Source organism: Cupriavidus sp. NPDC089707 (assembly GCF_044748965.1).
Lineage (GTDB): Bacteria > Pseudomonadota > Gammaproteobacteria > Burkholderiales > Burkholderiaceae > Cupriavidus.
In genome coordinates this window covers 507460-532398 of record NZ_JBIVHB010000001.1, presented here as the reverse complement: position 1 = coordinate 532398, position 24939 = coordinate 507460, and the positions used below count along the sequence as shown (strand labels likewise).

Sequence of the window (24939 nt, the reverse complement as noted above, 5' to 3'; positions counted from 1 at the left end):
GGGCTGGCGCCATCTGGTGCCGGCGAGGTCCGTTCGCTTGTCATGCGTCCGATGCATTCATGCACCGGACCGCACAGCGGCAAACCACTCCAGCACCTGCGCCACTGCCTGATCCACCGTCATGTCGGAGGTATCCAGCAGCTTTGCATCCTCGGCGGGACGCAGCGGCGCGGCGGCGCGGTTGCGATCCCGCGCGTCGCGCGCCTCAAGGTCACGCAAAAGGTCTTCAATATTAGCAGAAATTCCCTTATCAATCAATTGTTTATAGCGCCTGCGAGCACGCGCCTCAACACTTGCCGTGAGGAACACTTTCAGTTGGGCGTCCGGGAAGATCACGGTGCCCATGTCACGGCCGTCGGCGACCAGGCCGGGCAGCTTGCGGAAGTCGCGCTGCAACTGGGTCAGCGCATCGCGCACCGGCTGGTGCACGGCGATGGCCGAGGCGCGGTTGCCGATGGCCTCCGCCCGGATGGCCAGGCTGACTTCCTCGCCCTGCAGCCAGACCCGGTCAGGGCCGAACTTCACATCGAGGCGGGAAGCGACCTTTGCCAGGGTGTCAACGTCGGCCAACTCAACGCCGGCGCGATCGCTGGCCAACGCCACCAGCCGGTACAGGGCCCCGCTGTCGAGCAGGTGGAAGCCCACCGCATCGGCGACCTTGTGTGCGACCGTGCCCTTGCCGGAGGCGGTCGGCCCGTCAATGGTGATGACGTTGACGATAGTCATTAGTTATGAAGCTCAAAGCAACGATTGATTGTTAAAAATACTGAGAATCATTATCATTTGATTCATGGCGCTTCGCCGCGTTTGCGGCGCGCACCCTCCAGTTTTCAGTCGCGAGGCAATCTACCATGGCAAAAACCCTGACGTTCGGCATCATGCACCTCGGCATCGCTTTCAGCGTGACGTATGCGCTGACCGGGAGTCTCGCCATCAGCGGTGCCGTCACGTTCATCGAACCGGCCGTCAATACCGTGGCCCATTACTTCTTTGACCGCTACTGGGAACGGCGTGAGGGTCGCCGGTCGGCCACCAGCGGTGAAGCCACCGGCAATACGGCCACGCGCGGCGACCTGGTCAGCGCGTAACGCCAGCAAAGACGCTGAAGTAGTCCGGGAACGTCTTCGCCACGCAGCCCGGGTCGTTGATCCGCACCGGCAGCGGCCCGAATGCAGCCAGCGAGAAACACATCGCCATGCGATGGTCATCATAGGTGCCAATACCGTCGGCCGGGGTCTGCCAGGCAGGCGGCGGCGTCACACGCAGATAGTCCGCCCCTTCATCCACGACTGCGCCCAGCTTGCGCAGTTCCGTTGCCATCGCCGCGATCCGGTCGGTTTCCTTGACGCGCCAGCTGGCGATATTGGTCAGCGTGGTGGCGCCTTCGGCAAACAGCGCCGCCACCGCCAGGGTCATGGCCGCATCCGGAATGTGGTTGCAGTCCAGTTCGATGCCGTGCAGGCGGCCGTCGTCGCGTTCCGTACCGCGCACTTCAATCCAGTTGTCGCCAGCCATGATGTTGGCGCCCATGCGGTTGAGTGCATCGGCGAAACGCACGTCGCCCTGGATGCTGGACATGCCCACGCCCTCGACTCGCACCGGGCCACCGCCGATCGCGCCGGCCGCCAGGAAATACGATGCCGAGGAGGCATCACCCTCCACATAGATCTCTCCGGGAGACGTGTAAGCCGCGCCGGCCGGCAGCACGAAGCGCTCCCAGCCCTGCCGCTCGACCTGGATGCCGAAGCGCGCCAGCAGGTTCAGCGTGATCTCGATATAGGGCTTGGAAATCAGTTCGCCCACCACCTCGATCTCGATCCGGCCGCTGTCGCTTTGCGCCATCGGCAGGCTCATCAACAGCGCAGTCAGGAACTGGCTCGACACATCGCCGCGCACGCGGATCGGCGCGTCAATGCGGATGCTGGCCGGCTGGATATGCAGCGGCGGGAAGCCTTCATTGCCCAGGTAATCGATCACCGCGCCGACCTGGCGCAGGCCATCGACGAGGTCGCCGATCGGCCGCTCGTGCATGCGCGGCACGCCCGACAGCTTGTAGCTGCCGCCCTGCAGCGCCAGCGCTGCCGTCAGCGGGCGGGTCGCCGTACCAGCATTGCCCATGAACAACTCGGCCGACTTGTTCGGGAAATTGCCGCCGGCGCCAGTGACAATGTAATCAGCGCCATCCTGCCGCCACGTCACGCCCAGCGTGCGCAGCGCCTGCAGCATCACGCGGGTGTCGTCGGAATCGAGCAGGTCGCGCACGCGGGTCTCCCCGCTGGCCAGCGCGGCCAGCAGCAGCACGCGGTTGGAGATGCTCTTCGAGCCTGGCAACCGCACGGTGCCAGTGGCGCGGGTCAGGGGGCCTAGCGTCAGGTGTTCCATGGTCTCGGAGGGCGCCGAGGGGCGCCGCGGTAAGGCAATTTCAGCAATTCAGTCGCGGTGCGGCAGCTTGCCGCGCTCGCGCTGGCTACGGTTCGATATTGTTGCCCGCGGCGCGTTCGGCGCCCCAGGCCAGCCGGGTCTTGCTGGCGCGCGTGAAGATGCGTTCGAGCGCGTCGCCGTCGCCCTTCTCGATCTGCGTCTTCAAGTGCGCGAGCACCGACTGGTAGGTATTGAGTTCGCGCAGCAACGCTTCGCGGTTGGCCACGCAGATATCGCGCCACATCTCCGGCGACGAAGCCGCGATGCGCGTGAAATCGCGGAATCCGCCGCCGGCGAAATCCAGCTTCAGCGCCGCGTCTTCGGCATTGGCCACCTGCGCCACCAGCGCGTACGACAGCACGTGCGGCAGGTGGCTGACCGACGCGAACACCGCGTCGTGCTGCACCGCCGACATCACGTGGCACTGCGCGCCGGCGTGTTCCCACATCGCGCGAACCGCCGCGACATCGTCGCGCGCATTTTCCTGCAGCGGGCACAGCACGGTTTTCTTGCCGACATACAGGTCGGCAAGCGCCGCCTCCACGCCGTTGAGCTCGCGCCCGGCGATCGGGTGCGCCGGCACGAACTGCGCGACCTTGTCGCCCAGCGCGGTCTTGGCCGCCATGATCACGTCTGACTTGGTGCTACCCGCGTCGGTGACGATGGTGCCGGGCTGCAGGTGCGGCTCCAGTGCATGCAGCAGCGCAAAATTCTGCGCGACCGGCGCGCACAGCACGATCAGGCTCGCACCGCGCGCGGCATCGGCGAGCGTCGCCGCTTCGTCGATCACGCCAAGGTCCAGCGCCTTCTGCAGCGACGCGGGCGAGCGGCCCACGCCGACCACCGTGCCCGCCACGCCGGCGCGCTTGAGCGCCAGCGCGAGCGAGCCGCCGATCAGGCCGACGCCGACAATGACAACACGGGAAAAATGCAAAGCACTCACGATTTCAGGCCCGACGGGCAGTGGCTCGACCGGGCCGAGCGATAGCAAAAAAGGCACGGCACCGGGCACAGCGGCCCGGCGCGAAACGCCGCGATTGTAGCGGGGCTTACGCCAGCGCCCGCTCCAGCGCCGCAATGAAGGCAGCGTTTTCCTCGGGCAGGCCGATGGTCACGCGCAGCCAGCGCGGCAGGTTGTAGTTGCCCACCGGGCGCACGATCACGCCCTGCTTCAGCAAAGCCAGGTTGACGCGCGCACCGGCACCGTCGTCATCGCCGACGCGCACCAGCACGAAGTTGCCCGACGACGGCACATATTCCAGCCCGAGACGATCGAAGGCCTCGACCAGCTGCGCCTTGCCCGCACGGTTCAGCTCCGCGCTGCGGCGCAGGAACTCGGCATCGTCCAGCGCTGCGATCGCCGCGGCTTGCGCCACGCTGTTGACATTGAACGGCTGGCGAATGCGGTTGAGCAGATCGGTCAGTGCCGGCTGCGCCACCGCATAGCCGATGCGCAGCCCCGCCAGGCCATACGCCTTGGAGAAGGTGCGCGACACCATCAGGTTGGGATAGCGGCGCACCCACTCGATCGAATCGTATTGCTGGCCGGCATCCAGATATTCGTTGTAGGCCTCGTCCAGCACCACCACCACGTTCGGCGGCACCGCCTGCAGGAAGGCTTCGATCTGCGCTGCCGGCAGGAAGGTGCCGGTGGGATTGTTGGGGTTGGCGATGAAGACCAGGCGCGTATCCGCCGCGATCGCCGCACCCATGGCATCGAGATCGTGGCCGTAGTCGCGCGCCGGCACTTCGATGGCCCGGGCGCCGATCTCCTGCGTCGCCAGCGCATAGACCGCGAACGAGTACTCGGCATAGACGATCGACTGGCCGGGCTCGACCAGCGCATGGGCTGCCAGTTCGAGAATATCGTTGCTGCCGTTGCCCAGCGTGAGCCAGTCGTCCGGCACGCCGAAACGCGCCGACAACGCGGCCTTCAGCGCAAAGCCGTTCGAATCAGGGTAGCGCCCCAGATCAGCCACGGCGGCAGCAACAGCGCGCTGCGCCGACGCCGGCATGCCCAGCGGGTTCTCGTTGGAGGCGAGCTTGACGATGCCGGCCTCGTCCAGGCCGAACTCGCGCGCGACTTCCGAAATCGGCTTGCCGGCCACGTACGGCGAGATCGCCCGCACATAGTCCGGCCCGAACACCGTGCCGCCCTGCTTACCCTGCTCCGCCATCTTGTCTCCTTGTTCGGTTGCGCTGGCCTTACTTGCTCGACGGATACGAGCCCAGCACCTTCAGGTAGGCCGCGTTGCGGCGCAGTTCGTCGATGGCGCGTGCCACCGCCGGCTCATGCTGGTGCCCTTCGACGTCGACGTAGAAGTAGTACTCCCAAGCTCCGCTGCGCGCCGGACGCGACTCGAAGCGGCACATCGACACGCCGTTCTCGGCCAGCGGCGCGAGCAGCTGGTACACCGCGCCGGCCTTGTTCGGCACCGACAGGATCATCGAGGTCTGGTCGCTGCCCGACGGCTCGGTCTCGTAGTGGCCGATTACGGCGAAACGGGTGCGGTTGTGCGGATCGTCCTGGATATGCGTGCGCACCAGGTGCAGGTGGTAGCGGTTGGCGGCGGATTCGCCGGCGATCGCCGCGACGGTCGGATCCTCGCTGGCCATGCGCGCCGCCTCGGCATTGCTCGACACCGCCTGGCGCTCCAGGTGCGGATAGTTGGCGGTCAGCCAGTGCTGGCACTGGGCCAGCGCCTGCGCGTGCGCACGCACCACGGTCACGCCCTTCATGTCGGGCGTGGACGCCATCAGGTTGTGGTGCACCTTCAGCGCGATCTCGCCACTGATCTTCAGCGACGTCTGCAGGAACAGGTCGAGCGTGCGCGACACCGCGCCTTCGGTCGAGTTTTCCACCGGCACCACGCCGTATTCGACAGTACCCGCCTCCACCGCGCGGAACACTTCGTCGATGCTGGGGCATGGCACGCCGCTCACTTCATGGCCGAAGTGCGCATACAACGCCTGCTCCGAGAACGTGCCGGCCGGGCCGAGGAATGCGACTTCTAGCGGCTTCTCCAGCCCGCGGCATGCGGACATCACCTCGCGCCAGATGGCGGCCACGCTCTCGCCCAGCAGCGGACCCGGGTTGGCGCCCTGCACCTTGCGGATGACCTGCAGCTCGCGCTCCGGGCGGAACACGGGCGCGCCGTACTTCTTCTTGACCTCGCCAACCTCGAGCGCAAGCTTGGCCCGATGGTTCAGCATGGCCAGCAGTTCGCGGTCCACCGTGTCGATCTGCTCGCGCAGCGGCGCCAGTTCGACCGACAGCTTGCGTTCGGCCTCGCTCTGGTGGTTGCCGTTGGGCTGCGTCTCCTCGTGCGCAGGGGTGCTGTCTTGACTTGTCATTGTATGAATCCGGTGGGCCGCCGGGGCGCGGCGGCCGGGGAAAAACCAGTCCGCGCCAGCCTGCGCGCGCGATGGCGCGCCGGCTGTGCCGCGGTCACGCACGTCAGGCCGAGGTGCGTTCGAACTCGCGCATGAAATCGATCAGCGCCGTCACGCCTTCCAGCGGCATCGCGTTGTAGATGCTGGCGCGCATGCCGCCCACGGTCTTGTGCCCCTTGAGCTGCACCAGGCCATTGGCGCGTGCCTGCGCCAGGAAGGCATCGTTGCGCGATTCGTCGCCGAGGAAGAACGGCACGTTCATGCGCGAACGGCAGCCCGGATCGATCTCATTGCGGTAGAAGTCGCTCTGGTCCAGGAAGTCGTACAGCGCCGTAGCCTTCGCGATATTGCGCTGCTCGATCGCCGGCACGCCGCCCTGGCGCTTGAGCCATTTGAAGACCAGCCCGGCAATGTAGATGGCGTAGGTCGGCGGCGTGTTGTACATCGAGTTGTTCTCGGCCACCTGGCGCCAGTTGAATGCCGACGGGCACAGCGGATGCGCATGACCCAGCAAGTCCTCGCGCACGATCACGATGGTGACGCCGGCCGGGCCGATATTCTTCTGCGCGCCGGCGTAGACTACCTGCACGCGCGACCAGTCGATCGGGCGCGACAAGATATGGCTGGAGGCATCGGCCACTACCACGCGCTTGCCCTTGACCTGGCCGATATCGGGAATGTCCTGGAACTCGACGCCGACGATGGTCTCGTTGGTGCACAGGTGCACGTAGGCGGCGTCATCCGACAGCTTCCAGTCGGCAACAGCGGGAATTCGGTGGAATTTTTCCGCCTCGTTGGACGCGGCGATATTGACCGCGCCGTAGCGGCGCGCTTCCTGCTCGGTCTTGATCGACCAGGTGCCGGTGACGACGAAGTCGGCCTTGGGCTGCTCGGCACTGCGCAGGCGCATCAGGTTCAGCGGCACGATGCCGTTTTCGCCGATGGCGCCGCCCTGCAGGAACAGCACGCGGAAATTGTCGGGGATATGCAGCAGCTCGCGCAGGTCGGCGATGGCTTCGTTGTGGATGCCTTCGAACTCGCGGCTGCGGTGGCTCATCTCCATCACCGAAACCCCGGTCCCGCGCCATGACAGCATTTCCTCGGCAGCCTGTTGCAGCACTTCGACGGGAAGCGCGGCCGGGCCTGGGGAGAAGTTGTAGACGCGTTCGGCCAATGCACGCTGCATCATGCCGGCAAGTGCGGGATTCTGGGGATCGTTCATGAGACGGGAAAGGAAAAATGGCTGCCGGAGTTACCCAAGCAGCCATTATCCCTCAAACCCGCGCCCGATTGGCGCTCCGGGGCCGGACCCCGGTTCCGCGCCGGCCCGCGCGAGGCGGCCTAAACGTAGCATTGCGGCGCATTGCCTCAGTCGGACCCTGCAGCGAAGATCACTTCGAAGCGGCGGTGATTTCCTTCTCGGCGGCATCGCGCATCGACTTGCCGACCTGCGGGCCGTACTTCTGCATCATCGAACCCCAGATTTCCTGGGTCGCCTTGCCCTGGTTGGCCATGAACTTCTGGCCAGTCGGCGACTTCAGGAACGTGGTCAGGTCCTTCAGCTCCTGCGTGGAGTAGTACTTGCCGAACGCGTCGTAGTGGGCCTGGATGGCATCTTTGCGGAAACCGTCAGTGTTGAATGCCGTGCCGGCGCCGTCGACCATGCGCTGGACCGCGCCGTTCTTCTTCAGCTTTTCCACCGCGGCTTGCTTCTGCTTGTCGCTCAGGGTCTTGTTCTCGACCAGAACCTGCTCCAGCACCAGCGGGGCTTCCTGCTTGGCACCTTGCTGCCAGTTTTCTGCCTGGCCCTTCACGGCCTGGTCAGCCTGCATGACGGAAAGCAGTTCCTTAATGGCTGCTGTCTTTTCCGCGTCCTGTGCATGGGCATGCTGTGCCACCATGAAGGTCGGAACGAAAGCGGCCAGAACAGCGATACGTCGATAGGTTTTGAGCATTGTGACTCCCTGGTAAATACGTCCGTTTTAGTCCGGACAGCCGCAAGTCGAGTTCCGGCTGGCGTCCTGTTGTTGCAACAATTTACGTTTTAACGCGCGATGGGGCCAATTGGTTACGAATTGGCGTCGGCATCGGCGTTACCGCCCGCCTCTTCCGTCTCTTCCGGGGTGGCGCCATTGTCGGCATCGCTCTCGACGATGCGCTGCAGGCCGGACAACTTGGTGCCTTCGTCGACGTTGATCAGCGTGACACCCTGCGTGGCGCGGCCCATTTCACGGATTTCACCGACACGGGTACGAATCAGCACACCGCCGGTGGTGATCAGCATGATTTCGTCTTCCGGCGAAACCAGCGCTGCCGCCACGACACGGCCGTTACGCTCGCTGGTCTGGATCGCGATCATGCCCTTGGTGCCGCGGCCGTGTCGAGTGTACTCGGCGATCGGCGTGCGCTTGCCGTAGCCGTTCTCGGTCGCGGTCAGCACGCTGCCGCGCACGCCCGCCTCTGCTTCCTCCGCGGTTTCCGCGGGCGCCACCAGCATGGCGATCACGGCTTGGCCGTCTTCCAGGTTCATGCCGCGCACGCCACGTGCCTGGCGGCCCATGGGGCGAACGTCGTTCTCGTCGAAACGCACAGCCTTGCCGGCATCGGAGAACAGCATCACGTCGTGCTGGCCGTCGGTTACGGCAGCACCGATCAGGTAGTCGCCCTCGTCCAGGTCAACTGCGATAATGCCAGCCTTGCGCGGATTGGAGAACTCGGTCAGCGCGGTCTTCTTGACCGTGCCGCGGGCGGTGGTCATAAAGATAAAGTGCTCGGCGTCGAACTGGCGCACCGGCAGTATCACGTTGATCTTTTCGCCGTCCGAAAGCGGGAACATGTTGACGATCGGGCGGCCGCGCGAGTTGCGCGACCCCTGCGGCACCTCATAGACCTTCAGCCAGTACAACCGGCCGCGGTTCGAGAAGCACAGGATGTAGTCGTGGGTATTGGCCACGAACAGGGTGTCGATCCAGTCGTCTTCCTTGGTCGCCGCCGCCTGCTTGCCGCGCCCGCCCCGCTTCTGCGCGCGATACTCGGAGATCGGCTGGCTCTTCATATAGCCGCTGTGCGACAAGGTGACCACCATGTCCTGCGGTGTGATCAGGTCCTCGGTGTCCAGCTCGGTTGCATTCAGTTCAATCTGCGAACGGCGGTCATCGCCAAACTCAGCACGGATCGCAGTGAGTTCGTCGGTGATGATCGCAGTAATGCGTTCCGGGCGCGCCAGGATATCCAGCAGATCGGCGATTTCCGCCATGATATCCCGGTATTCCTGGACGATCTTGTCCTGCTCCAGCCCGGTGAGGCGTTGCAGGCGCATTTGCAGGATTTCCTGGGCCTGGCTGTCGGACAGCTTGTAGAGGCCGTCGGCCTGCATGCCGAAGACCGCCGGCAGGCCGTCAGGCCGATACGAGGCGCGGCCACCCGGGGTCTCGGTTTCCGCCCGCGCCAGCATCTCGCGAACCAGCCCGGAATCCCAGGCCTTGGCCATCAACTCCTGCTTGGCGATCGGCGGCGTCGGTGCGGCCTTGATGATGGCGATGAACTCGTCGATGTTCGCCAGCGCCACGGCCAGGCCTTCCAGCACATGGCCGCGCTCGCGCGCCTTGCGCAGTTCGAACACGGTGCGGCGGGTGACGACCTCGCGGCGATGCGCAAGGAAGTACTCCAGCATCTGCTTCAGGTTCAGCAGGCGCGGCTGGCGATCGACCAGCGCCACCATGTTCATGCCGAAGGTGTCCTGCAGTTGGGTGTTCTTATACAGGTTGTTGAGGACGACCTCGGGCACCTCGTTGCGCTTGAGCTCGATCACCACACGCATGCCGGACTTGTCCGACTCGTCGCGGATATCCGAGATGCCCTCGACCTTTTTTTCCGTGACCAGCTCGGCGATGCGCTCCAGCAGGGTGCGCTTGTTCACCTGATAGGGCAGCTCGTCGACGATGATCGCCTGGCGCTGGCCTCGGTCGATGTCCTCAAAGTGCGTCTTGGCACGCATGACCACGCGACCGCGGCCGGTGCGATAGCCTTCGCGCACACCCTGGATACCATAGATAATGCCGGCGGTCGGAAAATCCGGAGCCGGAATCAATTCAATCAGTTCATCCACCGTCGCCTGCGGATTGCGCAGCAGATGCAGACAACCGTCAACGATTTCATTCAGGTTATGCGGCGGGATATTGGTGGCCATACCCACTGCAATACCCGAGGAACCGTTGATTAGCAGATTGGGAATACGGGCCGGGAGAATAGAGGGCTCTTTTTCAGAGCCGTCATAGTTGCTGTCGAAATCGACCGTTTCCTTGTCGATGTCGTGCAGCATCTCATGGGCGATTTTCGACAGGCGGATTTCGGTATAACGCATGGCCGCGGCGTTATCGCCATCGACCGAGCCGAAATTGCCCTGCCCGTCCACCAGCATGTAACGCAGCGAGAAGTTCTGCGCCATGCGAACAATGGTGTCATATACAGCAGTGTCACCGTGCGGGTGATACTTACCGATCACATCCCCGACGATACGGGCTGATTTCTTATAGGCGCGGTTCCAGTCGTTGTTGAGCTCGTGCATCGCATACAGCACGCGCCGGTGCACCGGTTTCAGGCCGTCCCGCACATCGGGAAGCGCGCGCCCCACGATCACGCTCATGGCGTAGTCGAGATAGGAGCGGCGCATTTCCTCTTCGAGGGAGACCGGAAGGGTTTCTTTTGCGAATGGATCCATTGCGGCGTGGTTTATGCGGCAGGTTTAAGCGAATGACAGGCCCTTTTGCACGTGGCGCCGGCAGGCGTCCAACGGCTGGGCAACGTGCCATTCTAACATGCCGGCACCCCCGTCTTATCGCGCCGGGACAGCCCCGCCGGAGCCAGCCAGCGGCGCTGCCCAAATCCCGGAAACCCTGATGCCACAAGGCTTTGCGGGCGACACAAGACCCATGTTGCACAAACACCACAGGCCCAAAACCCATGGGACGAATCGAATATATTTACTTCTTAGGAAACGACCCTTGTGGCACAATTCCCCAGCGAAGAGCCAGACATTGTTCGAAGTGGAGCATCCGCCACATCGAGAATGTTATACTCCGAAGAATGTATGACTTGTTTTCGTCCATTTGCTCGCAGTAACCCTGCGGTGATCTCATCCTGAGAGGAGAAATATGAAAAAATTTGCCAAGCTCGCGCTCGTTGCAGCTACCGCAGTAAGGCTGCATCCGCTCAAGCCCAGTCCGTCCCCTACGAAAAGAAGGCAGTGAACGATAACTGGGGCAACGGTACGAGCGAGTACGTGTGGAAGAATGGCACGAACGAGCTCTGCTGGCGCGACAGCTCCTGGACTCCGGCCACCGCCAACGCCCTGTGCGACGGCGCCCTGGCTCCCGCAGCACCGGCCCCGGCACCGGCTCCGGTTGCTCCGCCGGTCGTGTCCAGCGAGAAGGTCACTTTCGCTGCTGACACCCTGTTCGACTTCGACAAGGCCGTGCTGAAGCCCGAAGGCAAGGCCAAGCTGGACGACCTGGTCTCGAAGCTGCAAGGCATCACCCTGGAAGTCATCATCGCCGTTGGCCACACCGACTCGTTCGGTTCGGACAAGTACAACGATCGCCTGTCGATCCGCCGTGCTGAATCGGTCAAGGCTTACCTGGTGAGCAAGGGTGTTGAAGCCAACCGCGTCTACACCGAAGGCAAGGGCAAGCGCCAGCTGAAGGTCGATCCGAAGTCGTGCAAGGGCAACCGCACGGCACAGATCGCCTGCCAACAGCCGAACCGTCGCGTGGAAGTCGAAGTGGTCGGCACCCGCAGCGCGCGTTAATCGGATCCTTTCCGATCAAGAAAGCCCAGCGCAAGCTGGGCTTTTTTTTTGATACAGTTGCCCACACACTCCTCCGCCGGCGTGGGCAGTTGCCGCCGGCCCGCATACGATGACGTTGCCCTCCCAGACCCTGTCCGCCCATCCCGATCCGCTGCGCCGGAACGCCGACCCCAAGGAAATCGACAAGTTCAGTGAGCTCGCCCACCGCTGGTGGGATCCCGAGAGTGAGTTCAAGCCACTGCATGAGCTCAATCCGCTGCGCCTGGGCTGGATCGACGGCATTGCCGGGCTGGCGGGCAAGCGAGTGGTCGACGTGGGCTGCGGTGGCGGCATCCTGTCCGAGAGCATGGCGCGCCTCGGTGCGAACGTGCGCGGCATTGACCTCTCCAGCAAGGCGCTGAAGGTCGCGGACCTGCACAGCCTGGAGTCCGGCGTTGCCGTCACCTATGAGGAAATCGCGGCAGAAGCGCTAGCGGCGCGCGAACCCGGCAGCTTGGACGTCGTGACGTGCATGGAAATGCTCGAACACGTACCGGACCCAGCCTCGATCGTGCAAGCCTGCGCAACACTGGTAAAGCCGGGCGGCTATGTTTTCTTCTCGACCATCAACCGCAACCTGAAAGCCTACCTGCTGGCCATCGTGGGCGCCGAGTACGTGCTGAACATGCTGCCGCGCGGCACGCACGATTATGAAAAGTTCATCACCCCGTCGGAACTGGCGCGCTTCGCCCGCAACGCAGGGCTGGACCTGATCGAGATGCGCGGCATGACCTATAACCCGCTATCGCAGGTCTATACGCTTGGCCGCGACACGGATGTGAATTACATGATGGCGTTCCGCCGGGTGTCGGCATGAGCGGGGGCATTGCAGGCGTCTTCTTCGACCTCGACGGCACGCTGGCGGACACGGCGCCCGACCTGGCCGCTGCCGCCAACCGGCTGGTCGTCGAGCGCGGCCGCCCGCCGGTGGCGTATGAGAAGCTTCGGCCCGTCGCCTCGCATGGCGCGCGCGGCCTGCTTGGCGCGGCGTTCGGGCTGGCGCCTGAGGACGCGGACTTTCCGGCGTTGCGGGATATCTTTCTCGACTACTACGAAGCCGACATCGCCGTCCACACGCGCCTGTTCGACGGCATGCCACAAGTGCTGTCGGCGCTGGAAGCAGCCGGCATCCCGTGGGGCATCGTCACCAACAAGATTGCACGCTTCACGGTGCCGCTGGTCGCCGCCATCGGGCTGGCGCCGCGCGCCAGCGCAGTGGTCAGCGGCGACACCACGTCTCATGCCAAGCCCCACCCTGCCCCGCTGCTGCACGCCGCGGCCAGCGCCGGGGTTGATCCGCACCGTTGCGTGTACGTCGGCGACGACCTGCGCGACATCCAGGCGGGCAAGGCCGCCGGCATGATGACGGTCACGGCCGCCTATGGCTACTGCGGCGACGGCGAGCCGCCGGAGGCATGGGGCGCCGACCACCTGGTACGCCATCCGGCCGAACTGATTCCCCTGCTGGTACCCGCGGCAGTGCGCTAGCGGCGTGGCGGCCAGCGCACAGCTGGCCGGCATGGAACTCCCCGCGACACTTTCCATCCAACCGGGTACAATCCATCTTCTTCTCACTGGGGCCGACCTGGTTTCGACGTGGGTTACAAAGCAGTGGAGGGCATACCGAGGACCCGTCACCTCGTTAATCAATGGGAATGCAATAACTGCTAACGACGAACGTTACGCACTGGCAGCCTAAGGGCCGCCGTCCTCGCACTGGCTCGCTGACGGGCTAGGGTCGCAAGACCACGCGAGGTCATTTACGTCAGATAAGCTCCGGAAGTGTCACGGGTCCGGAGACGAAAATTTAGTGACTCGCCGTCGTAGAGCGTGTTCGTCCGCGATGCGCCGGTTAAATCAAATGACAGAACTAAGTATGTAGAACTCTCTGTGGAGGGCTTGCGGACGCGGGTTCGATTCCCGCCGGCTCCACCAGTTAAACACTTCCGAGACTTCCGTCTCAGAAGCCCGGGAAACCCGTGATGACCACCGTCTTCACGGGTTTTTTGTTTCCGGTCACAGGAAAGCGGTAACCGCCGCGCATTTGCGGCGGCAAAGCGTTACCTCGGGCATCCGACGATTACAATACTCAGCCGAAGCCCTCCAAGCCTGTCCCCATGTCTGACTATCCCCGCTTCACCATCAACCGCGCCATGGTCGCGCTGGTCCCCGAACAGCCGTTCCTCGACTGGATCCAGGCGGTTGATCCGCAGCCGGTTGCCGGCCTCACGCTGGAGCAGGTGCGCGAGGACCAGAGCGTATTCCTGCTGCCGGAGGAACTCGCGGATACGCATGCCAACGCGGTCCACTGGGTCGAGAAACGCTGGCAGGAATTCTTCGAATTCATGCTGGCCGAGTGGTTCGACGATTCGCTATGGCCCGAGACCCTGACGCTGGGCATGTTCCGGGAGTGGTTCAGCATCCGCTACCACTCCATGGTGTTCGACATGGCGCCGGATGCGCCGATGATGCATGAGGATTGGGACGAAGACGACTCGCCGGACATGCTGCACTAGCTTTGCTTCAGCGGCGCTGCCACGTGCAGGGCATGCGATTGGGGCGATAACAGTCAACGGGCCACTTGGCCCGTTTTTCATGCCCGCAGGGAGCGTATCAGAGGTACCGGTCTCGTCACGAGCGCCGCATCTGCCGAAATTTTCCCAACGCATTCGGAAATTTCCGGACATGGGCGCAAAGCGGTGCGACTACAGTTGGCTCGTCCATTAACGGGCAGGCGACGCCAATTCCAGCGAACGCAATTTGGGGTTCCACGGCCACCGCCAGCCTCCGCATCCGCTGAACCCAATGCACAACGCTCTACCCATCGGTATTCGCCTGCTCGGCGCGCTCAAACGCTGGCTTCTTGTGCTCGCGTGCCTGAGCGTCCCGCACCTCGCCCATGCCGGCTGTACCAGCACGCCCGCCATGCCCTACCTGCAGACCATGAACAATATGGCGGTGGCTGTCAACCTGCCGGTCGGCAGCGCGATTCCCGGCACCGTCCGCTATTACACCTTCACTGGCACATGCACGGAGACCCTGCCCTACGTGGTGGCCGGCGCGCCGATCATTTCCTGCTACTACGGCTCGGGCAACGAAGTCATGCCGGGCGTCTATTCCACTGGCGTCGCCGGCGTCGGCATCCGGCTGCGCAACGCCGCGGGACAACCGATGACCAATGCTCAGGGGGTCAATTGCGATACACGCGCCGCCAACCTCGGCACGGTCAACGCTGACATGACCTATTCCGTATCGGTTTCGGTGGAATTCGTGAAGACTGGAGTGATTTCCACCGGCGATCTCGATCCCACGCAGACCCGCTTCGGCTTTGGCGTCTACAAGGGCTCGACGGCAGGAGCGCTCGGCGGCGGCTATGTCAACTACATCGGTTTCTCGGGCAGTGCCTCGCCGCGCGAGATTGCCTGCAATGTCAACTACCCCGCCGTGGTGACATTGCCCAATGTCAGCGCCAGTACGCTGGCGACCCAAGGGGCCGCCGGCAATACGCCCTTCTCGGTCCAGCTCACCTGCAACGGGGCGGCCATCGTGGGCATGACGCTGGACGGCGCAACTGGAACCCCGGTGCAATCAGCGCCCGACGGCATACTCGGCATCATGAATGCAGGGACAACGGGCAATGCCAGCGGTGCAGGGGTGCAGATCGTCGACGCCAGTAGCAGCACGCCCGTGCCGCTGCAAGTTCGCAATGCATTGGGCGACATTGCCGCCAACGTGCCATCCACCTACCGATTTTTTGCGCGCTATGTCGCGCTGGGCGGCACACCGTCGCCTGGCATGGTGTCCAGCGCCATGATATTCACGCTGGACTACCAGTAGACGAAAAAGCGGCGCCGTCAGGCGCCGCTTTGGCTTGCCCCCCGCCTGTTATCAGAGGAAGCGGTCCAGCAGCTTGCGGCTGTGCTTGTCCAGCGCCATCAGGTCGCGGATCAGGTAATGGATGCCATGGCTGTCCGACACCATCAGCGTGTTGCCGGACAGGCGGCGAATCGCCTCCTCCCCGCGCAGCACTAGCGACGTGCGGCCGCGATCGGTCTGCACGGTCCACACGCTTGGCGTGGCAAACGTCGATACCTCGACGATGCGCTCGATCTCCGGCATGAACTCGCGCGACGCGAGTTCCTCTTCGATCATGCTGCGCTCGGCTGCAGGCAGATCCTCAAGCCGTGGAATCCATACCACCTCGTGCCCGTCGGCGCTCATCATGCCGATGCCGCCCTGCGGTGCGGAGATCGGGAAGGCCCGCACCGGCACCACCCCTTCATAGATTGTGCCGTCGCCATGGATCAGCGTCAGGCGGCCAAACGGATTGTGCGACAGCCTGAAGGTCGCGCTGGCTGCGGCATTGGTGTCAGCCAAAGTCATCTCAGTGGGCATTGGCCACCTCCGGCAGTTCGGTCACGCGTTCCCGCTCGTCGTCGTCCTCGGTATCGACGTTGCGCGCCTGCGCCTGGTACAGCTTGAAATAAGCGCCCTCGCGCAGCAGCAGTTCGTCGTGGCTGCCGACTTCGACGATCTTGCCGCGGTCCATCACCACCAGGCGGTCGGCTTTGCGCAGCGTGGACAGTCGGTGCGCGATGGCGATGGTGGTGCGACCTTGCACCAGGTTGTCGAGCGCCTTCTGGATTTCCTTCTCGGTCTGCGTGTCCACCGACGACGTCGCCTCGTCCATGATCAGGATGCGCGGGTTGATCAGCAGCGCGCGCGCGATCGAGATGCGCTGGCGCTCGCCGCCCGACAGAGCCTGGCCGCGCTCCCCCACCAGCGAGTCGTAGCCGTGCGGCAGGCGCAGGATGAACTCGTGCGCATGCGCGGCGCGCGCGGCGGCGATGATCTCCTCGCGCGTGGCATCCGGCTTGCCGTACGCGATGTTGTCTGCGATGGTGCCGAAGAACAGGAACGGCTCCTGCAGCACCAGGCCGATATGGCGGCGGTAGTCGGACACCGGCAGCGAGCGGATATCGACGCCGTCGACACGGATCGCTCCTTCGGAAACATCGTAGAAGCGGCAGATCAGGTTGACCAGCGTGCTCTTGCCCGAGCCACTGTGCCCGACCAGCCCGATCATCTCGCCCGGTGCAATCGACAGGTCCAGCCCGCGGATCACCGCCCGGTTGCCATAGCGGAAGCCGAGGTCGCGCATGTCGATGGCGCCTTCGACCTTGTCGAGCTTCACCGGACGCACGGGCTCGGGCACGCTCGATACATGGTCGAGGATGTCGAAGATCCGCTTGGCGCCCGCCGCGGCCTTCTGCGTCACGGAAACAATGCGGCTCATCGAATCGAGGCGCGTATAGAAGCGGCTGATATAGGTCAGGAAGGCAACCAGCACACCTACCGTGATGGCGCTGTGCGAGACCTGCCAGATGCCGAACACCCACACAATCAGCAGCCCGATCTCGGTCAGCAGCGTCACGGTCGGCGTGAACAGCGACCATACCGCGTTGACGCGGTCGTTGATGGCCAGGTTGTGCTTGTTGGCCTCGCGAAAGCGCGTCACTTCGCGCTTTTCCTGCGCAAAGGCCTTCACCACGCGGATGCCGGGGATCGTGTCGGCCAGCACGTTGGTGATCTCCGACCAGATGCGGTCGATCTTCTCGAAGCCATGCCTCAGGCGATCGCGCACCAGATGGATCATCCAGGCGATGAACGGCAACGGCACCAGCGTCACCAGCGCCAGCCAGGGGTTGATCGAGATCAGGATCACCGCCGTCATCACGATCATCAGCACATCGGTGGCGAAGTCCAGCAGGTGCAGGGACAGGAACACGCAGATGCGATCGCTTTCCGAGCCGATGCGGGCCATCAGGTCGCCGGTGCGCTTGCCGCCGAAATATTCCAGCGACAGCTTCAGCAGATGTTCGTAGGTGGTTGTACGCAGATCCGCACCGATGCGCTCGGATACCCGCGCGAGCAGATAGGTACGCGCCCATCCCAGACTCCATGCCACCAGCGCGGCGCCAAGCAGGCCGCCAAGGTACATGCGGACCAGATCGTAGTCGATCGGTACGCCGTTCTGGTACGGAATCAGCACCTTGTCCATCAGCGGCATGGTCAGGTACGGGGGTACCAGCGTGGCGCCGGTGGACAGCAGCGTCAGCATGAAACCCGCCAGCAGCTGCCAGCGGTAAGGCCGGGCAAAGCGCCACAGGCGCAGCAGCGCCCAGGTCGATGGCGGCGTTTCCAGCTCGCGGTTGCACTGCGGGCACTCCTCTTCATCCGGCGGCAGCGGCGCCTTGCAGGTCGGGCACGCCACTTCGCCGGGCTCGCCCACCTCGGCACCGGTGGTCGCGTCGCGGCGCATTTCGAACTGGTCGGCCAGCCGCAGCGCGGCGGGATTGTAACCAAGCGTATATCGCCAGCTGGCCAACCGCCCCCCGGGGCCGGCCAGTTCGAGCGTGCCAACCCCCGCATGATCGGTATGGGACAGGCGCAGTTCGGGCGAGATGTTCCATTCCCGCACATTTTTTTCACCTGGCGCGCGGGCGACGATGCGCTGTTCCGTCACAACCAGCCACCCTTGGGTAAAATGCAGCCTCGCGTCGAGATCCAGTACCAGGCCGGTCAGGACGCTCTCGCCGGGACGGAGCCACGTTCCGGATTCGGCACGCCACGGCTCGTCGGAGGCGGGGATGTTGGGGGCAGGCAGGGAGGACTGGGTCATTGATGGCGCGGCGTGCAGCGTCCAGGGGGTACGGACATAACTTGAAACAAATTTAGGCCGGGCGCGCACTGGCTGCCCGGGAATTCGCCCGCAGTATACATAACGACGAAGGCGCGGGTGGTTCTGATGCACCGCACAAACACTTTTAATCGAAGAAAGTCAACCCGTACTACGCTGTAACGTTATTGAAAGGTTAGGCTTCCATTTCTCGGGCGTTCCGCCCACTGCCTCAAGCAAATTCAATGAAAAAGAAGGACATTGAGATTTTCGATGTCATGTCGCTGCGCGGCCCGAATATGTGGACATATCGGCCCGTGCTGGAGGCATGGGTCGATATCGGGGAACTGGAGGACTTTCCCTCCAACACGATTCCGGGGTTCTACGAGCGCCTGTCGGCATGGCTGCCCTCGCTGATCGAGCATCGCTGCAGTATCGGCGAGCGCGGCGGCTTCCTGCAGCGCCTGAAGGAAGGCACCTGGCCCGGCCATATCCTGGAACACGTGACGCTTGAGTTGCAGAACCTGGCGGGCATGCCCGGCGGCTTCGGCAAGGCGCGCGAGACCCCGATTCGCGGCGTCTACAAGGTGATCGTCCGTGCCTGGCACGAGGAAGTCACTCGCGCTGCCCTGTTCAGCGCGCGCGACCTGGTCATGGCCGCGATCGAGGATCGTCCCTTCGACGTCCCCGCCGCCGTGGACCACCTGCGCCGCCTGGTCGACGAGCACTGCCTCGGCCCCAGCACCGCGTGCATCGTCGATGCCGCCGACGACCGGGACATCCCCGCCATTCGCCTGTCGGACGGCAACCTGGTCCAGTTGGGCTATGGCGCGCGCCAGCGCCGCATCTGGACGGCCGAGACCGACCGGACCAGCGCCATCGGCGAAAGCATCTCGCGCGACAAGGACCTGACCAAGAGCCTGCTGGAGTCGTGCGGCGTGCCGGTGCCGGAAGGCCGCATGGTCGACTCGCCGCAAGACGCCTGGGACGCCGCCGAAGACATCGGCGTGCCGGTGGTGGTGAAGCCCTATGACGGCAACCACGGCCGCGGCGTCTTTACCAACCTGATCACCCGCGAGGAAGTCGAGACTGCCTACGCCGTCGCGCTGGACGAAGGCAGCGGCGTCATCGTCGAGCGCTTCATCCCCGGCAATGAACACCGCCTGCTGGTGGTGGGCGGCCGCGTGGTCGCCGCCGCGATGGGCGAGACCGCCTGCGTGGTCGGCGACGGCAAGTCCACCATCGACGAGCTGATCGAGCTGCAGATCAATTCCGATCCGCGCCGGGGCAGCACCGAAGACCATCCGCTGAACCGCGTGCGCCTGGATTCCGCCGCGCGCCTGGAGCTCAAGCGCCAGGGCATGGACGGCAGCTCGGTGCCGGCGGAGGGCCGCACCGTGCTGATCCAGCGCAACGGCAACGTCGCCTTCGACGTGACCGACCGCGTCCATCCGAGCGTGGCCGCGCATGCGTCGCTGGCCGCGCGCGTGGTCGGCCTGGATATCGCCGGCGTGGACCTGGTGGCCGAGGACATCTCGCGCCCGCTGGCCGAACAGCGCGGCGCCATCGTCGAGGTTAACGCCGGCCCCGGCCTGCTGATGCATATCAAGCCGGCCGAAGGCACGCCGCGTCCGGTAGGCCGCGCCATCGTCAATCACCTGTTCCCCGAGTCCGATCAGGACGACCAGGGCCGCATCCCTGTGGTCGGCGTGACCGGCACCAACGGCAAGACCGTGGTGGCGCGCCTGGTGGCGCGCCTGCTGCAGCTATCGGGCAAGCATACCGGCCTGGCCTGCAGCGACGGCCTGTTCCTGGACCGCCGCCTGGTGCAGAGCGGCGACCGCGCCAACTGGGACGCCGGCCACCGCATCCTGATGAACCGCGCGGTCGAGGCCGCCGTGTTCGAGAACGACAGCGGCAGCATCCTGTCCGAAGGACTGGTCTATGACCGTTGCCAGGTCGGCGTGGTCACCAACTTCGACCAGCCCGACCACCTCGGCGACTACTACGTCGAGGACGAGGACCGCATGTACAGCGTGCTGCGCACGCAGGTCGACGTGGTGCTCAAGGACGGCGCCGCCGTGCTGAACGCGCGCGACGAGCGCCTGGTCGAGATGGCCGAGTTGTGCGATGGCGACGTGATCTTCTTCGGCCTGACGCCCGAGTTGCCCGCGATCATGTCGCATCGCGCCGCCGGCAAGCGCGCGGTCTATGTGCGCGAAGGCAAGATCGTGCTGGCCGTCGGCAACAAGGAAACGCCGCTGGTCGATGTGGCCGCGGTGCCGCTGACCTACGCCGGCCGCGTGGCGTTCCAGGTCGAGAACGTGCTGGCGGCCGTGGCCGCGGGCTGGGCGCTGGGCATCTCCAATGACCTGATCCGCGCCGGCGTGGTGACCTTTGACGTCGGCCAGGTCGACGTGCCGGGCCGCTTCACGCTGTTCGAGCGCAACGGCGCCACCGTGGTGGTCGACGACGCCCACAACGCGCCCGCGCTGGAAGCACTGGCGGCCGCGCTGGACCGCTTCCCGTCCGAACGCCGCATGGTGGTCTACGGTGCCGGCGTGCAACGGCGCGATGAAGACCTGGTGCGCCAGGGCAAGGTGCTGGGCCAGCATTTCGATCGCGTCTTCCTGTGCGAAGACGGCAGCGTCAAGCGCAACCTGCCCGATGCCGAGGCGCGCGCGCTGCTCAAGCAAGGGCTGTACGAAGGCCGCCGCGTGACCAAGATCATCGACGAAGGCGCCCGTGCCAATGCCATCGAGACCGCGCTCGGCCAACTGGTGCCGGGCGACCTGCTGGTGCTGCAGTGCGACGAGGCCGCCACCGCGGCCACCGTCGACCTGGTGCACCACTGGATGGGCCAGCCTGCGCGCCGCGCCTGACGCGACGCCTGAACACAGCGCATAGAAGACACGGAACCATTCCATGGAAGTCTCCCGTATCCGGGCCCTGCGGGGCCCGAACCTGTGGTGCCGCCACACCGCCATTGAAGCCATCGTGGCCTGCCAGGACACCGCCGACATGCTGTCGGACCTGCCCGGCTTTGAAGACCGGCTGCGCGCGCGCTTTCCCGAGATCGGGCCGCTGCGCCCGGACGAGGAATCGGGCGAGCTCTCGCTCGCGCACGTGCTGGAAGTCGCGGCGCTGCGCCTGCAGGCGGCCGCCGGCTGCCCGGTCACGTTCAGCCGCACCGCGCAGACGGTCGAGCCCGGCACCTACCAGGTGATCGTGCAGTACAGCGAGGAAGAAGTTGGCCGGCTTGCGTTCGAAGTGGCCGAGGCCCTGTGCCTGGCCGCGTGCAACGACACCGCCTTCGACCTGGCCGACGCGCTGCACCGCCTGCGCGAGCTGGACGAGGACGTGCGCCTGGGCCCCAGCACCGGCTCGATCGTCTATGCCGGCGTGGCGCGCGGCATCCCCTACCGGCGCCTGACGCAAGGTTCGATGGTGCAGTTCGGCTGGGGCAGCAAGCAGCGCCGCATCCAGGCCGCCGAGACCGACCGCACCAGCGCCGTGGCCGAATCGATCGCGCAGGACAAGGAACTGACCAAGAGCCTGCTGCACGCCGCCGGCGTGCCGGTGCCGCTGGGCCGTTCGGTGCGCAGCGCCGAGGAAGCCTGGGCCGCCGCGCAGGAAATCGACGCCCCGGTGGTGGTCAAGCCGCGCGACGGCAACCAGGGCAAGGGCGTGGCCGTGCGCATCCGTACCCGCGAGGAAGTGATGACGGCCTACGAGGTCGCCTCGGACATCAGCGCCGACGTGATCGTCGAGCGCTATATCCCTGGCCATGACTTCCGCCTGCTGGTGGTCGGCAAGCAGTTGGTAGCAGCCGCGCGCCGCGACCCGCCGCAGGTCACCGGCGACGGCGTGCACACCGTGCGCGCGCTGGTCGAGGAAGTGAACCGCGACCCGCGCCGTGGTGAGGGCCATGCCACTTCGCTGACCAAGATCCGCTTCGACGATATTGCGCTGGCGGTGCTGGCCAAGCAGAACCTGACCGCGGATTCCGTGCCGGCCAAGGGTACGCGCGTGGTGCTGCGCAACAACGCCAACCTGTCCACCGGCGGCAGCGCCACCGACGTGACCGACGACGTCCACCCGGACATCGCCGCGCGCGCCGTGGCCGCGGCGCAGATGGTGGGCCTGGACATTGCCGGCGTGGACGCGGTGTGCGAGACCATGCTCAAGCCGTTCGAGGAACAGGCCGGCGGCATCGTCGAGGTCAACGCCGCGCCTGGCCTGCGCATGCACCTGCAGCCGTCGTATGGCAAGGGCCGCGCGGTGGGCGAGGCGATCATCTCGACCATGTTCTCCGATGGCGACGATGGGCGCATCCCGGTAGTCGCCGTGTCCGGCACCAACGGCAAGACCACGACCGTGCGCCTGATCACCCATATCATGGCCACCAGCGGCCTGCGCATGGGCATGACCGGCACTGACGGCGTCTATATCCAGGGCGAGCGCATCGACACCGGCGACTGCAGCGGCCCGCGCAGCGCACGCAACGTGCTGCTGCATCCCGATGTCGACGCGGCCGTTTTTGAAACCGCGCGTGGTGGCCTGCTGCGCGAAGGCCTTGCCTTCGACCGTTGCGACGTGGCCGTGGTGACCAACGTCGGCGAAGGCGATCACCTGGGCCTGTCGTACATCAATTCGGTGGAAGACCTCGCGGTGCTCAAGAGCGTGATCGTGCAGAACGTCGCGCCGCACGGCATGGCAGTGCTCAACGCCGCCGACCCGATGGTGGTGCGCATGGCCGACGCCAGCCCCGGCAGCGTGACCTTCTTCGCGCACGATCCGAACCAGCCGGCAATGGCCACGCATCGTGCGCAAGGCAAGCGCGTGGTCTTTGTCGACGGCACCGAGATCGTGGCGTCGGAGGGCGATACCCAGGTGCGCATCGCGCTGGCGGAAATCCCGCTGACGCGCAACGGCACCATCGGCTTCCAGGTCGAGAACGCGATGTCGTCGATCGCTGCCGCGTGGGCGCTGGGCATCGACTGGGCCATCATCCGCCGCGGCCTGGCCACCTTCGTCAATGACGCCGCGACGGCTCCCGGCCGCTTCAACGTGTTCGATTACAAGGGCGCCATGCTGATCGCCGACTACGGCCACAACCCGGACGCGATCCAGGCATTGTGCAGCGCGGTCGAGACCATGCCGGCCGGGCGCCGCGTGGTCGTGATCAGCGGTGCCGGCGACCGCCGCGACGAGGACATCCGTCGTCAGACGCAGATCCTGGGCGGCGTGTTCGACGAAGTGGTGCTGTACCAGGACCAGTGCCAGCGCGGGCGTGCAGATGGCGAGGTGCTGGCGCTGCTGCGCGAAGGCCTGCAAGGCGCGCAGCGCACCAGTCAGGTCGAGGAAATCCGCGGGGAATTCCTGGCGATCGACACGGCGTTGTCGCACCTGAAGCCGGGTGACCTGTGCCTGATCCTGGTGGACCAGGTGGAGGAGGCGCTAGGGCATATCGCCGGGCGGATCGCGCAGGGTTAATTCAATTTCGCCGCCAGGAGCGCGATTGCGCCGGTGGTTTGCTCCCCTCTCCCGCTTGCGGGAGAGGGGTTGGGGGAGAGGGCCGGCGCACGGCAAGCATCGCGGCGTATCCCTTCGTGGAGACTCCGGCCCTCTCCCCCACCCCTCTCCCATAAAATGGGAGAGGGGAGACAACACGCGCAATCTGAGCTTCCTCAGCAACAAAAAGGCCAGTTCTGCGGAACTGGCCTTTTTGCGTATAGGAAGGCTGATCTCAATGCCTGCCCGGCAGCGACAGCTTCCGCTCCAGCATATGCTGCAGCCCGGACAACCCCGTGCTCAACACCCAGTAGATCGCCGCCACCGCCAGGTACAGCGGCAAGGGCTGGTATGTCGCCGCGATGACCTCCTGCGCGGTGCGCAGCAATTCGGTCACCGTGATCACCGACACCAGCGACGTATCCTTGATCAGGCTGATCAGGCTGTTCGACAAGCTTGGCACCGCCAGCCGCAACGCCTGTGGGCCCACAACGTAGCGCAGCGCCTGCGCCGGCGTAAGTCCCAGGCTGTACGCCGCCAGCCATTGGCCGCGCGCCACGCCCAGGATCGCGCCGCGCATGCTTTCCGACAGGTACGCGCCCACATTCAGGCTCAGCGTCAGCACGCCGGCCGGCGTGGGCTCCAGCGCGATGCCGACGCCCGGCAGCCCGTAGTACACGACAAAGATCTGCACCAGCAGCGGCGTGCCGCGCATAATGCTGACATAGGTGCGCGCCACCGCCTTGAGCGCGCGGCTGTGGCTGATGCCCATCAGCGCGACCACCGTGCCAAGCACCAGCCCGAACAACATCGACCACAGCGCGAACTTGATGGTCAGCAGCGTGCCCTGCAGCAGCACAGGCAGGGAATCGATGACGAGCTGGAGAGCGGACATGGGCGTGGCGGCGAGAAAATATCAACAACAAGGGGCACAAAACAAAGCGGCGCGGGGGGGGGGGGGGGCCCCCCCCCCCCCCCCCCCCAACCCCCCCCCCCCCCCCCCCCGGGGGGGGGGGGGGGGGGTGTGGGCGACAGTGTATTGTTTGAGGCCCCCGGGGTGAGGGTACCACCCCACCCACAAAAAAAA

At 65.1% G+C, this 24939-nt stretch carries 18 protein-coding genes, 1 other RNA gene and 1 pseudogene; 9 read left to right on the top strand and 11 right to left on the bottom strand.

Annotated features, from left to right (window positions below; genetic code table 11):
• Positions 1–57: 57 nt before the first annotated feature.
• On the bottom strand, positions 58–726 hold the full coding sequence (cmk, locus tag ACIP1U_RS02490) for a (d)CMP kinase (protein WP_400311289.1): 669 nt from the start codon (positions 724–726) through the stop codon (positions 58–60).
• 125 nt (positions 727–851) lie between these two features.
• Here cmk and ACIP1U_RS02485 point away from each other — a divergent pair, with 125 nt between their 5' ends.
• Positions 852–1088: a DUF2061 domain-containing protein gene (locus ACIP1U_RS02485; RefSeq protein WP_400311287.1), complete on the top strand. Its 237-nt coding sequence runs from the start codon at positions 852–854 to the stop codon at positions 1086–1088.
• Here the strand turns inward: ACIP1U_RS02485 and aroA are convergent.
• The 7 genes from aroA to gyrA form a co-directional block, all read right to left on the bottom strand.
• A complete protein-coding gene (gene aroA / locus ACIP1U_RS02480; protein ID WP_400311284.1) occupies positions 1078–2382 on the bottom strand; it encodes a 3-phosphoshikimate 1-carboxyvinyltransferase in 1305 nt (434 codons plus the stop codon). The two genes, ACIP1U_RS02485 and aroA, sit on opposite strands and share 11 nt — an antisense overlap.
• A gap of 85 nt (positions 2383–2467) precedes the next feature.
• Complete coding sequence (locus tag ACIP1U_RS02475) at positions 2468–3364, bottom strand: prephenate dehydrogenase (protein ID WP_400311282.1); 897 nt, start codon at positions 3362–3364, stop codon at positions 2468–2470.
• Positions 3365–3470: 106 nt separating this feature from the next.
• Positions 3471–4598 carry a histidinol-phosphate transaminase gene (gene hisC, locus ACIP1U_RS02470; protein ID WP_400311280.1) on the bottom strand — a complete coding sequence of 376 codons (1128 nt, stop codon included), beginning with the start codon at positions 4596–4598 and terminating at the stop codon, positions 3471–3473.
• A 28-nt stretch (positions 4599–4626) separates the two neighbouring features.
• On the bottom strand, positions 4627–5775 hold the full coding sequence (gene pheA / locus ACIP1U_RS02465; protein ID WP_400311278.1) for a prephenate dehydratase: 1149 nt from the start codon (positions 5773–5775) through the stop codon (positions 4627–4629).
• Between the two features lie 103 nt (positions 5776–5878).
• On the bottom strand, positions 5879–7036 hold the full coding sequence (serC, locus tag ACIP1U_RS02460) for a 3-phosphoserine/phosphohydroxythreonine transaminase (protein WP_400311275.1): 1158 nt from the start codon (positions 7034–7036) through the stop codon (positions 5879–5881).
• Between the two features lie 169 nt (positions 7037–7205).
• Entirely contained in the window at positions 7206–7769 is a 564-nt protein-coding gene (locus ACIP1U_RS02455) for a DUF2059 domain-containing protein (RefSeq protein ID WP_029045717.1), read from the bottom strand.
• 113 nt (positions 7770–7882) lie between these two features.
• Positions 7883–10534: a DNA gyrase subunit A gene (gyrA, locus tag ACIP1U_RS02450; protein WP_400311272.1), complete on the bottom strand. Its 2652-nt coding sequence runs from the start codon at positions 10532–10534 to the stop codon at positions 7883–7885.
• A gap of 433 nt (positions 10535–10967) precedes the next feature.
• Here gyrA and ompA point away from each other — a divergent pair.
• The 6 genes and pseudogenes from ompA to ACIP1U_RS02420 all read left to right on the top strand — a co-directional run bounded on the left by ompA (position 10968) and on the right by ACIP1U_RS02420 (position 15496).
• Positions 10968–11620 (top strand): annotated as a pseudogene (ompA, locus tag ACIP1U_RS02445) (outer membrane protein OmpA).
• A gap of 109 nt (positions 11621–11729) precedes the next feature.
• Positions 11730–12476 carry a bifunctional 2-polyprenyl-6-hydroxyphenol methylase/3-demethylubiquinol 3-O-methyltransferase UbiG gene (ubiG, locus tag ACIP1U_RS02440; RefSeq protein WP_400311269.1) on the top strand — a complete coding sequence of 249 codons (747 nt, stop codon included), beginning with the start codon at positions 11730–11732 and terminating at the stop codon, positions 12474–12476.
• The gene (gene gph, locus ACIP1U_RS02435) at positions 12473–13147 is read left to right on the top strand and encodes a phosphoglycolate phosphatase (protein WP_400311266.1); all 675 of its coding nucleotides are present in this window, start codon (positions 12473–12475) and stop codon (positions 13145–13147) included. Before ubiG ends, gph begins: the two co-directional genes overlap by 4 nt.
• An 88-nt stretch (positions 13148–13235) precedes the next feature.
• Positions 13236–13594: a transfer-messenger RNA gene (ssrA, locus tag ACIP1U_RS02430) on the top strand.
• Positions 13595–13776: 182 nt separating this feature from the next.
• On the top strand, positions 13777–14175 hold the full coding sequence (locus tag ACIP1U_RS02425; RefSeq protein WP_400311263.1) for a hypothetical protein: 399 nt from the start codon (positions 13777–13779) through the stop codon (positions 14173–14175).
• Between the two features lie 289 nt (positions 14176–14464).
• The gene (locus ACIP1U_RS02420) at positions 14465–15496 is read left to right on the top strand and encodes a fimbrial protein (protein ID WP_400311260.1); all 1032 of its coding nucleotides are present in this window, start codon (positions 14465–14467) and stop codon (positions 15494–15496) included.
• 51 nt (positions 15497–15547) lie between these two features.
• Here the strand turns inward: ACIP1U_RS02420 and ACIP1U_RS02415 are convergent, their stop codons facing one another.
• Together ACIP1U_RS02415 and ACIP1U_RS02410 are read right to left on the bottom strand one after the other, a co-directional pair.
• Entirely contained in the window at positions 15548–16054 is a 507-nt protein-coding gene (locus tag ACIP1U_RS02415; RefSeq protein ID WP_400311257.1) for a DUF1854 domain-containing protein, read from the bottom strand.
• Positions 16044–18341: an ABC transporter ATP-binding protein gene (locus ACIP1U_RS02410; protein WP_400311256.1), complete on the bottom strand. Its 2298-nt coding sequence runs from the start codon at positions 18339–18341 to the stop codon at positions 16044–16046. Before ACIP1U_RS02410 ends, ACIP1U_RS02415 begins: the two co-directional genes overlap by 11 nt.
• Before the next feature lie 242 nt (positions 18342–18583).
• Here ACIP1U_RS02410 and cphA (ACIP1U_RS02405) point away from each other — a divergent pair, with 242 nt between their 5' ends.
• Both cphA (ACIP1U_RS02405) and cphA (ACIP1U_RS02400) read left to right on the top strand, forming a co-directional pair.
• A complete protein-coding gene (gene cphA, locus ACIP1U_RS02405; protein ID WP_400311254.1) occupies positions 18584–21220 on the top strand; it encodes a cyanophycin synthetase in 2637 nt (878 codons plus the stop codon).
• Between the two features lie 43 nt (positions 21221–21263).
• A complete protein-coding gene (cphA, locus tag ACIP1U_RS02400) occupies positions 21264–23834 on the top strand; it encodes a cyanophycin synthetase (RefSeq protein ID WP_400311251.1) in 2571 nt (856 codons plus the stop codon).
• Between the two features lie 253 nt (positions 23835–24087).
• Here cphA (ACIP1U_RS02400) and ACIP1U_RS02395 read toward each other — a convergent pair whose 3' ends face one another.
• Complete coding sequence (locus ACIP1U_RS02395) at positions 24088–24747, bottom strand: amino acid ABC transporter permease (protein ID WP_400311248.1); 660 nt, start codon at positions 24745–24747, stop codon at positions 24088–24090.
• Positions 24748–24939 lie beyond the last annotated feature (192 nt).

Excerpts from the sequence above, each read along its gene's own strand:
- ubiG (WP_400311269.1), top strand. The coding sequence starts at position 11,730 with ATGACGTTGCCCTCCCAGACCCTGTCCGCCCATCCCGATCCGCTGCGC.
- ACIP1U_RS02455 (WP_029045717.1), bottom strand. The coding sequence starts at position 7,769 with ATGCTCAAAACCTATCGACGTATCGCTGTTCTGGCCGCTTTCGTTCCG.
- ACIP1U_RS02395 (WP_400311248.1), bottom strand. The coding sequence starts at position 24,747 with ATGTCCGCTCTCCAGCTCGTCATCGATTCCCTGCCTGTGCTGCTGCAG.
- cphA (WP_400311254.1), top strand. The coding sequence starts at position 18,584 with ATGAAAAAGAAGGACATTGAGATTTTCGATGTCATGTCGCTGCGCGGC.
- ACIP1U_RS02410 (WP_400311256.1), bottom strand. The coding sequence starts at position 18,341 with ATGACCCAGTCCTCCCTGCCTGCCCCCAACATCCCCGCCTCCGACGAG.
- serC (WP_400311275.1), bottom strand. The coding sequence starts at position 7,036 with ATGAACGATCCCCAGAATCCCGCACTTGCCGGCATGATGCAGCGTGCA.
- ACIP1U_RS02485 (WP_400311287.1), top strand. The coding sequence starts at position 852 with ATGGCAAAAACCCTGACGTTCGGCATCATGCACCTCGGCATCGCTTTC.
- cphA (WP_400311251.1), top strand. The coding sequence starts at position 21,264 with ATGGAAGTCTCCCGTATCCGGGCCCTGCGGGGCCCGAACCTGTGGTGC.
- pheA (WP_400311278.1), bottom strand. The coding sequence starts at position 5,775 with ATGACAAGTCAAGACAGCACCCCTGCGCACGAGGAGACGCAGCCCAAC.
- gph (WP_400311266.1), top strand. The coding sequence starts at position 12,473 with ATGAGCGGGGGCATTGCAGGCGTCTTCTTCGACCTCGACGGCACGCTG.
- ACIP1U_RS02415 (WP_400311257.1), bottom strand. The coding sequence starts at position 16,054 with ATGCCCACTGAGATGACTTTGGCTGACACCAATGCCGCAGCCAGCGCG.
- cmk (WP_400311289.1), bottom strand. The coding sequence starts at position 726 with ATGACTATCGTCAACGTCATCACCATTGACGGGCCGACCGCCTCCGGC.
- ACIP1U_RS02420 (WP_400311260.1), top strand. The coding sequence starts at position 14,465 with ATGCACAACGCTCTACCCATCGGTATTCGCCTGCTCGGCGCGCTCAAA.
- aroA (WP_400311284.1), bottom strand. The coding sequence starts at position 2,382 with ATGGAACACCTGACGCTAGGCCCCCTGACCCGCGCCACTGGCACCGTG.
- ACIP1U_RS02425 (WP_400311263.1), top strand. The coding sequence starts at position 13,777 with ATGTCTGACTATCCCCGCTTCACCATCAACCGCGCCATGGTCGCGCTG.
- gyrA (WP_400311272.1), bottom strand. The coding sequence starts at position 10,534 with ATGGATCCATTCGCAAAAGAAACCCTTCCGGTCTCCCTCGAAGAGGAA.
- hisC (WP_400311280.1), bottom strand. The coding sequence starts at position 4,598 with ATGGCGGAGCAGGGTAAGCAGGGCGGCACGGTGTTCGGGCCGGACTAT.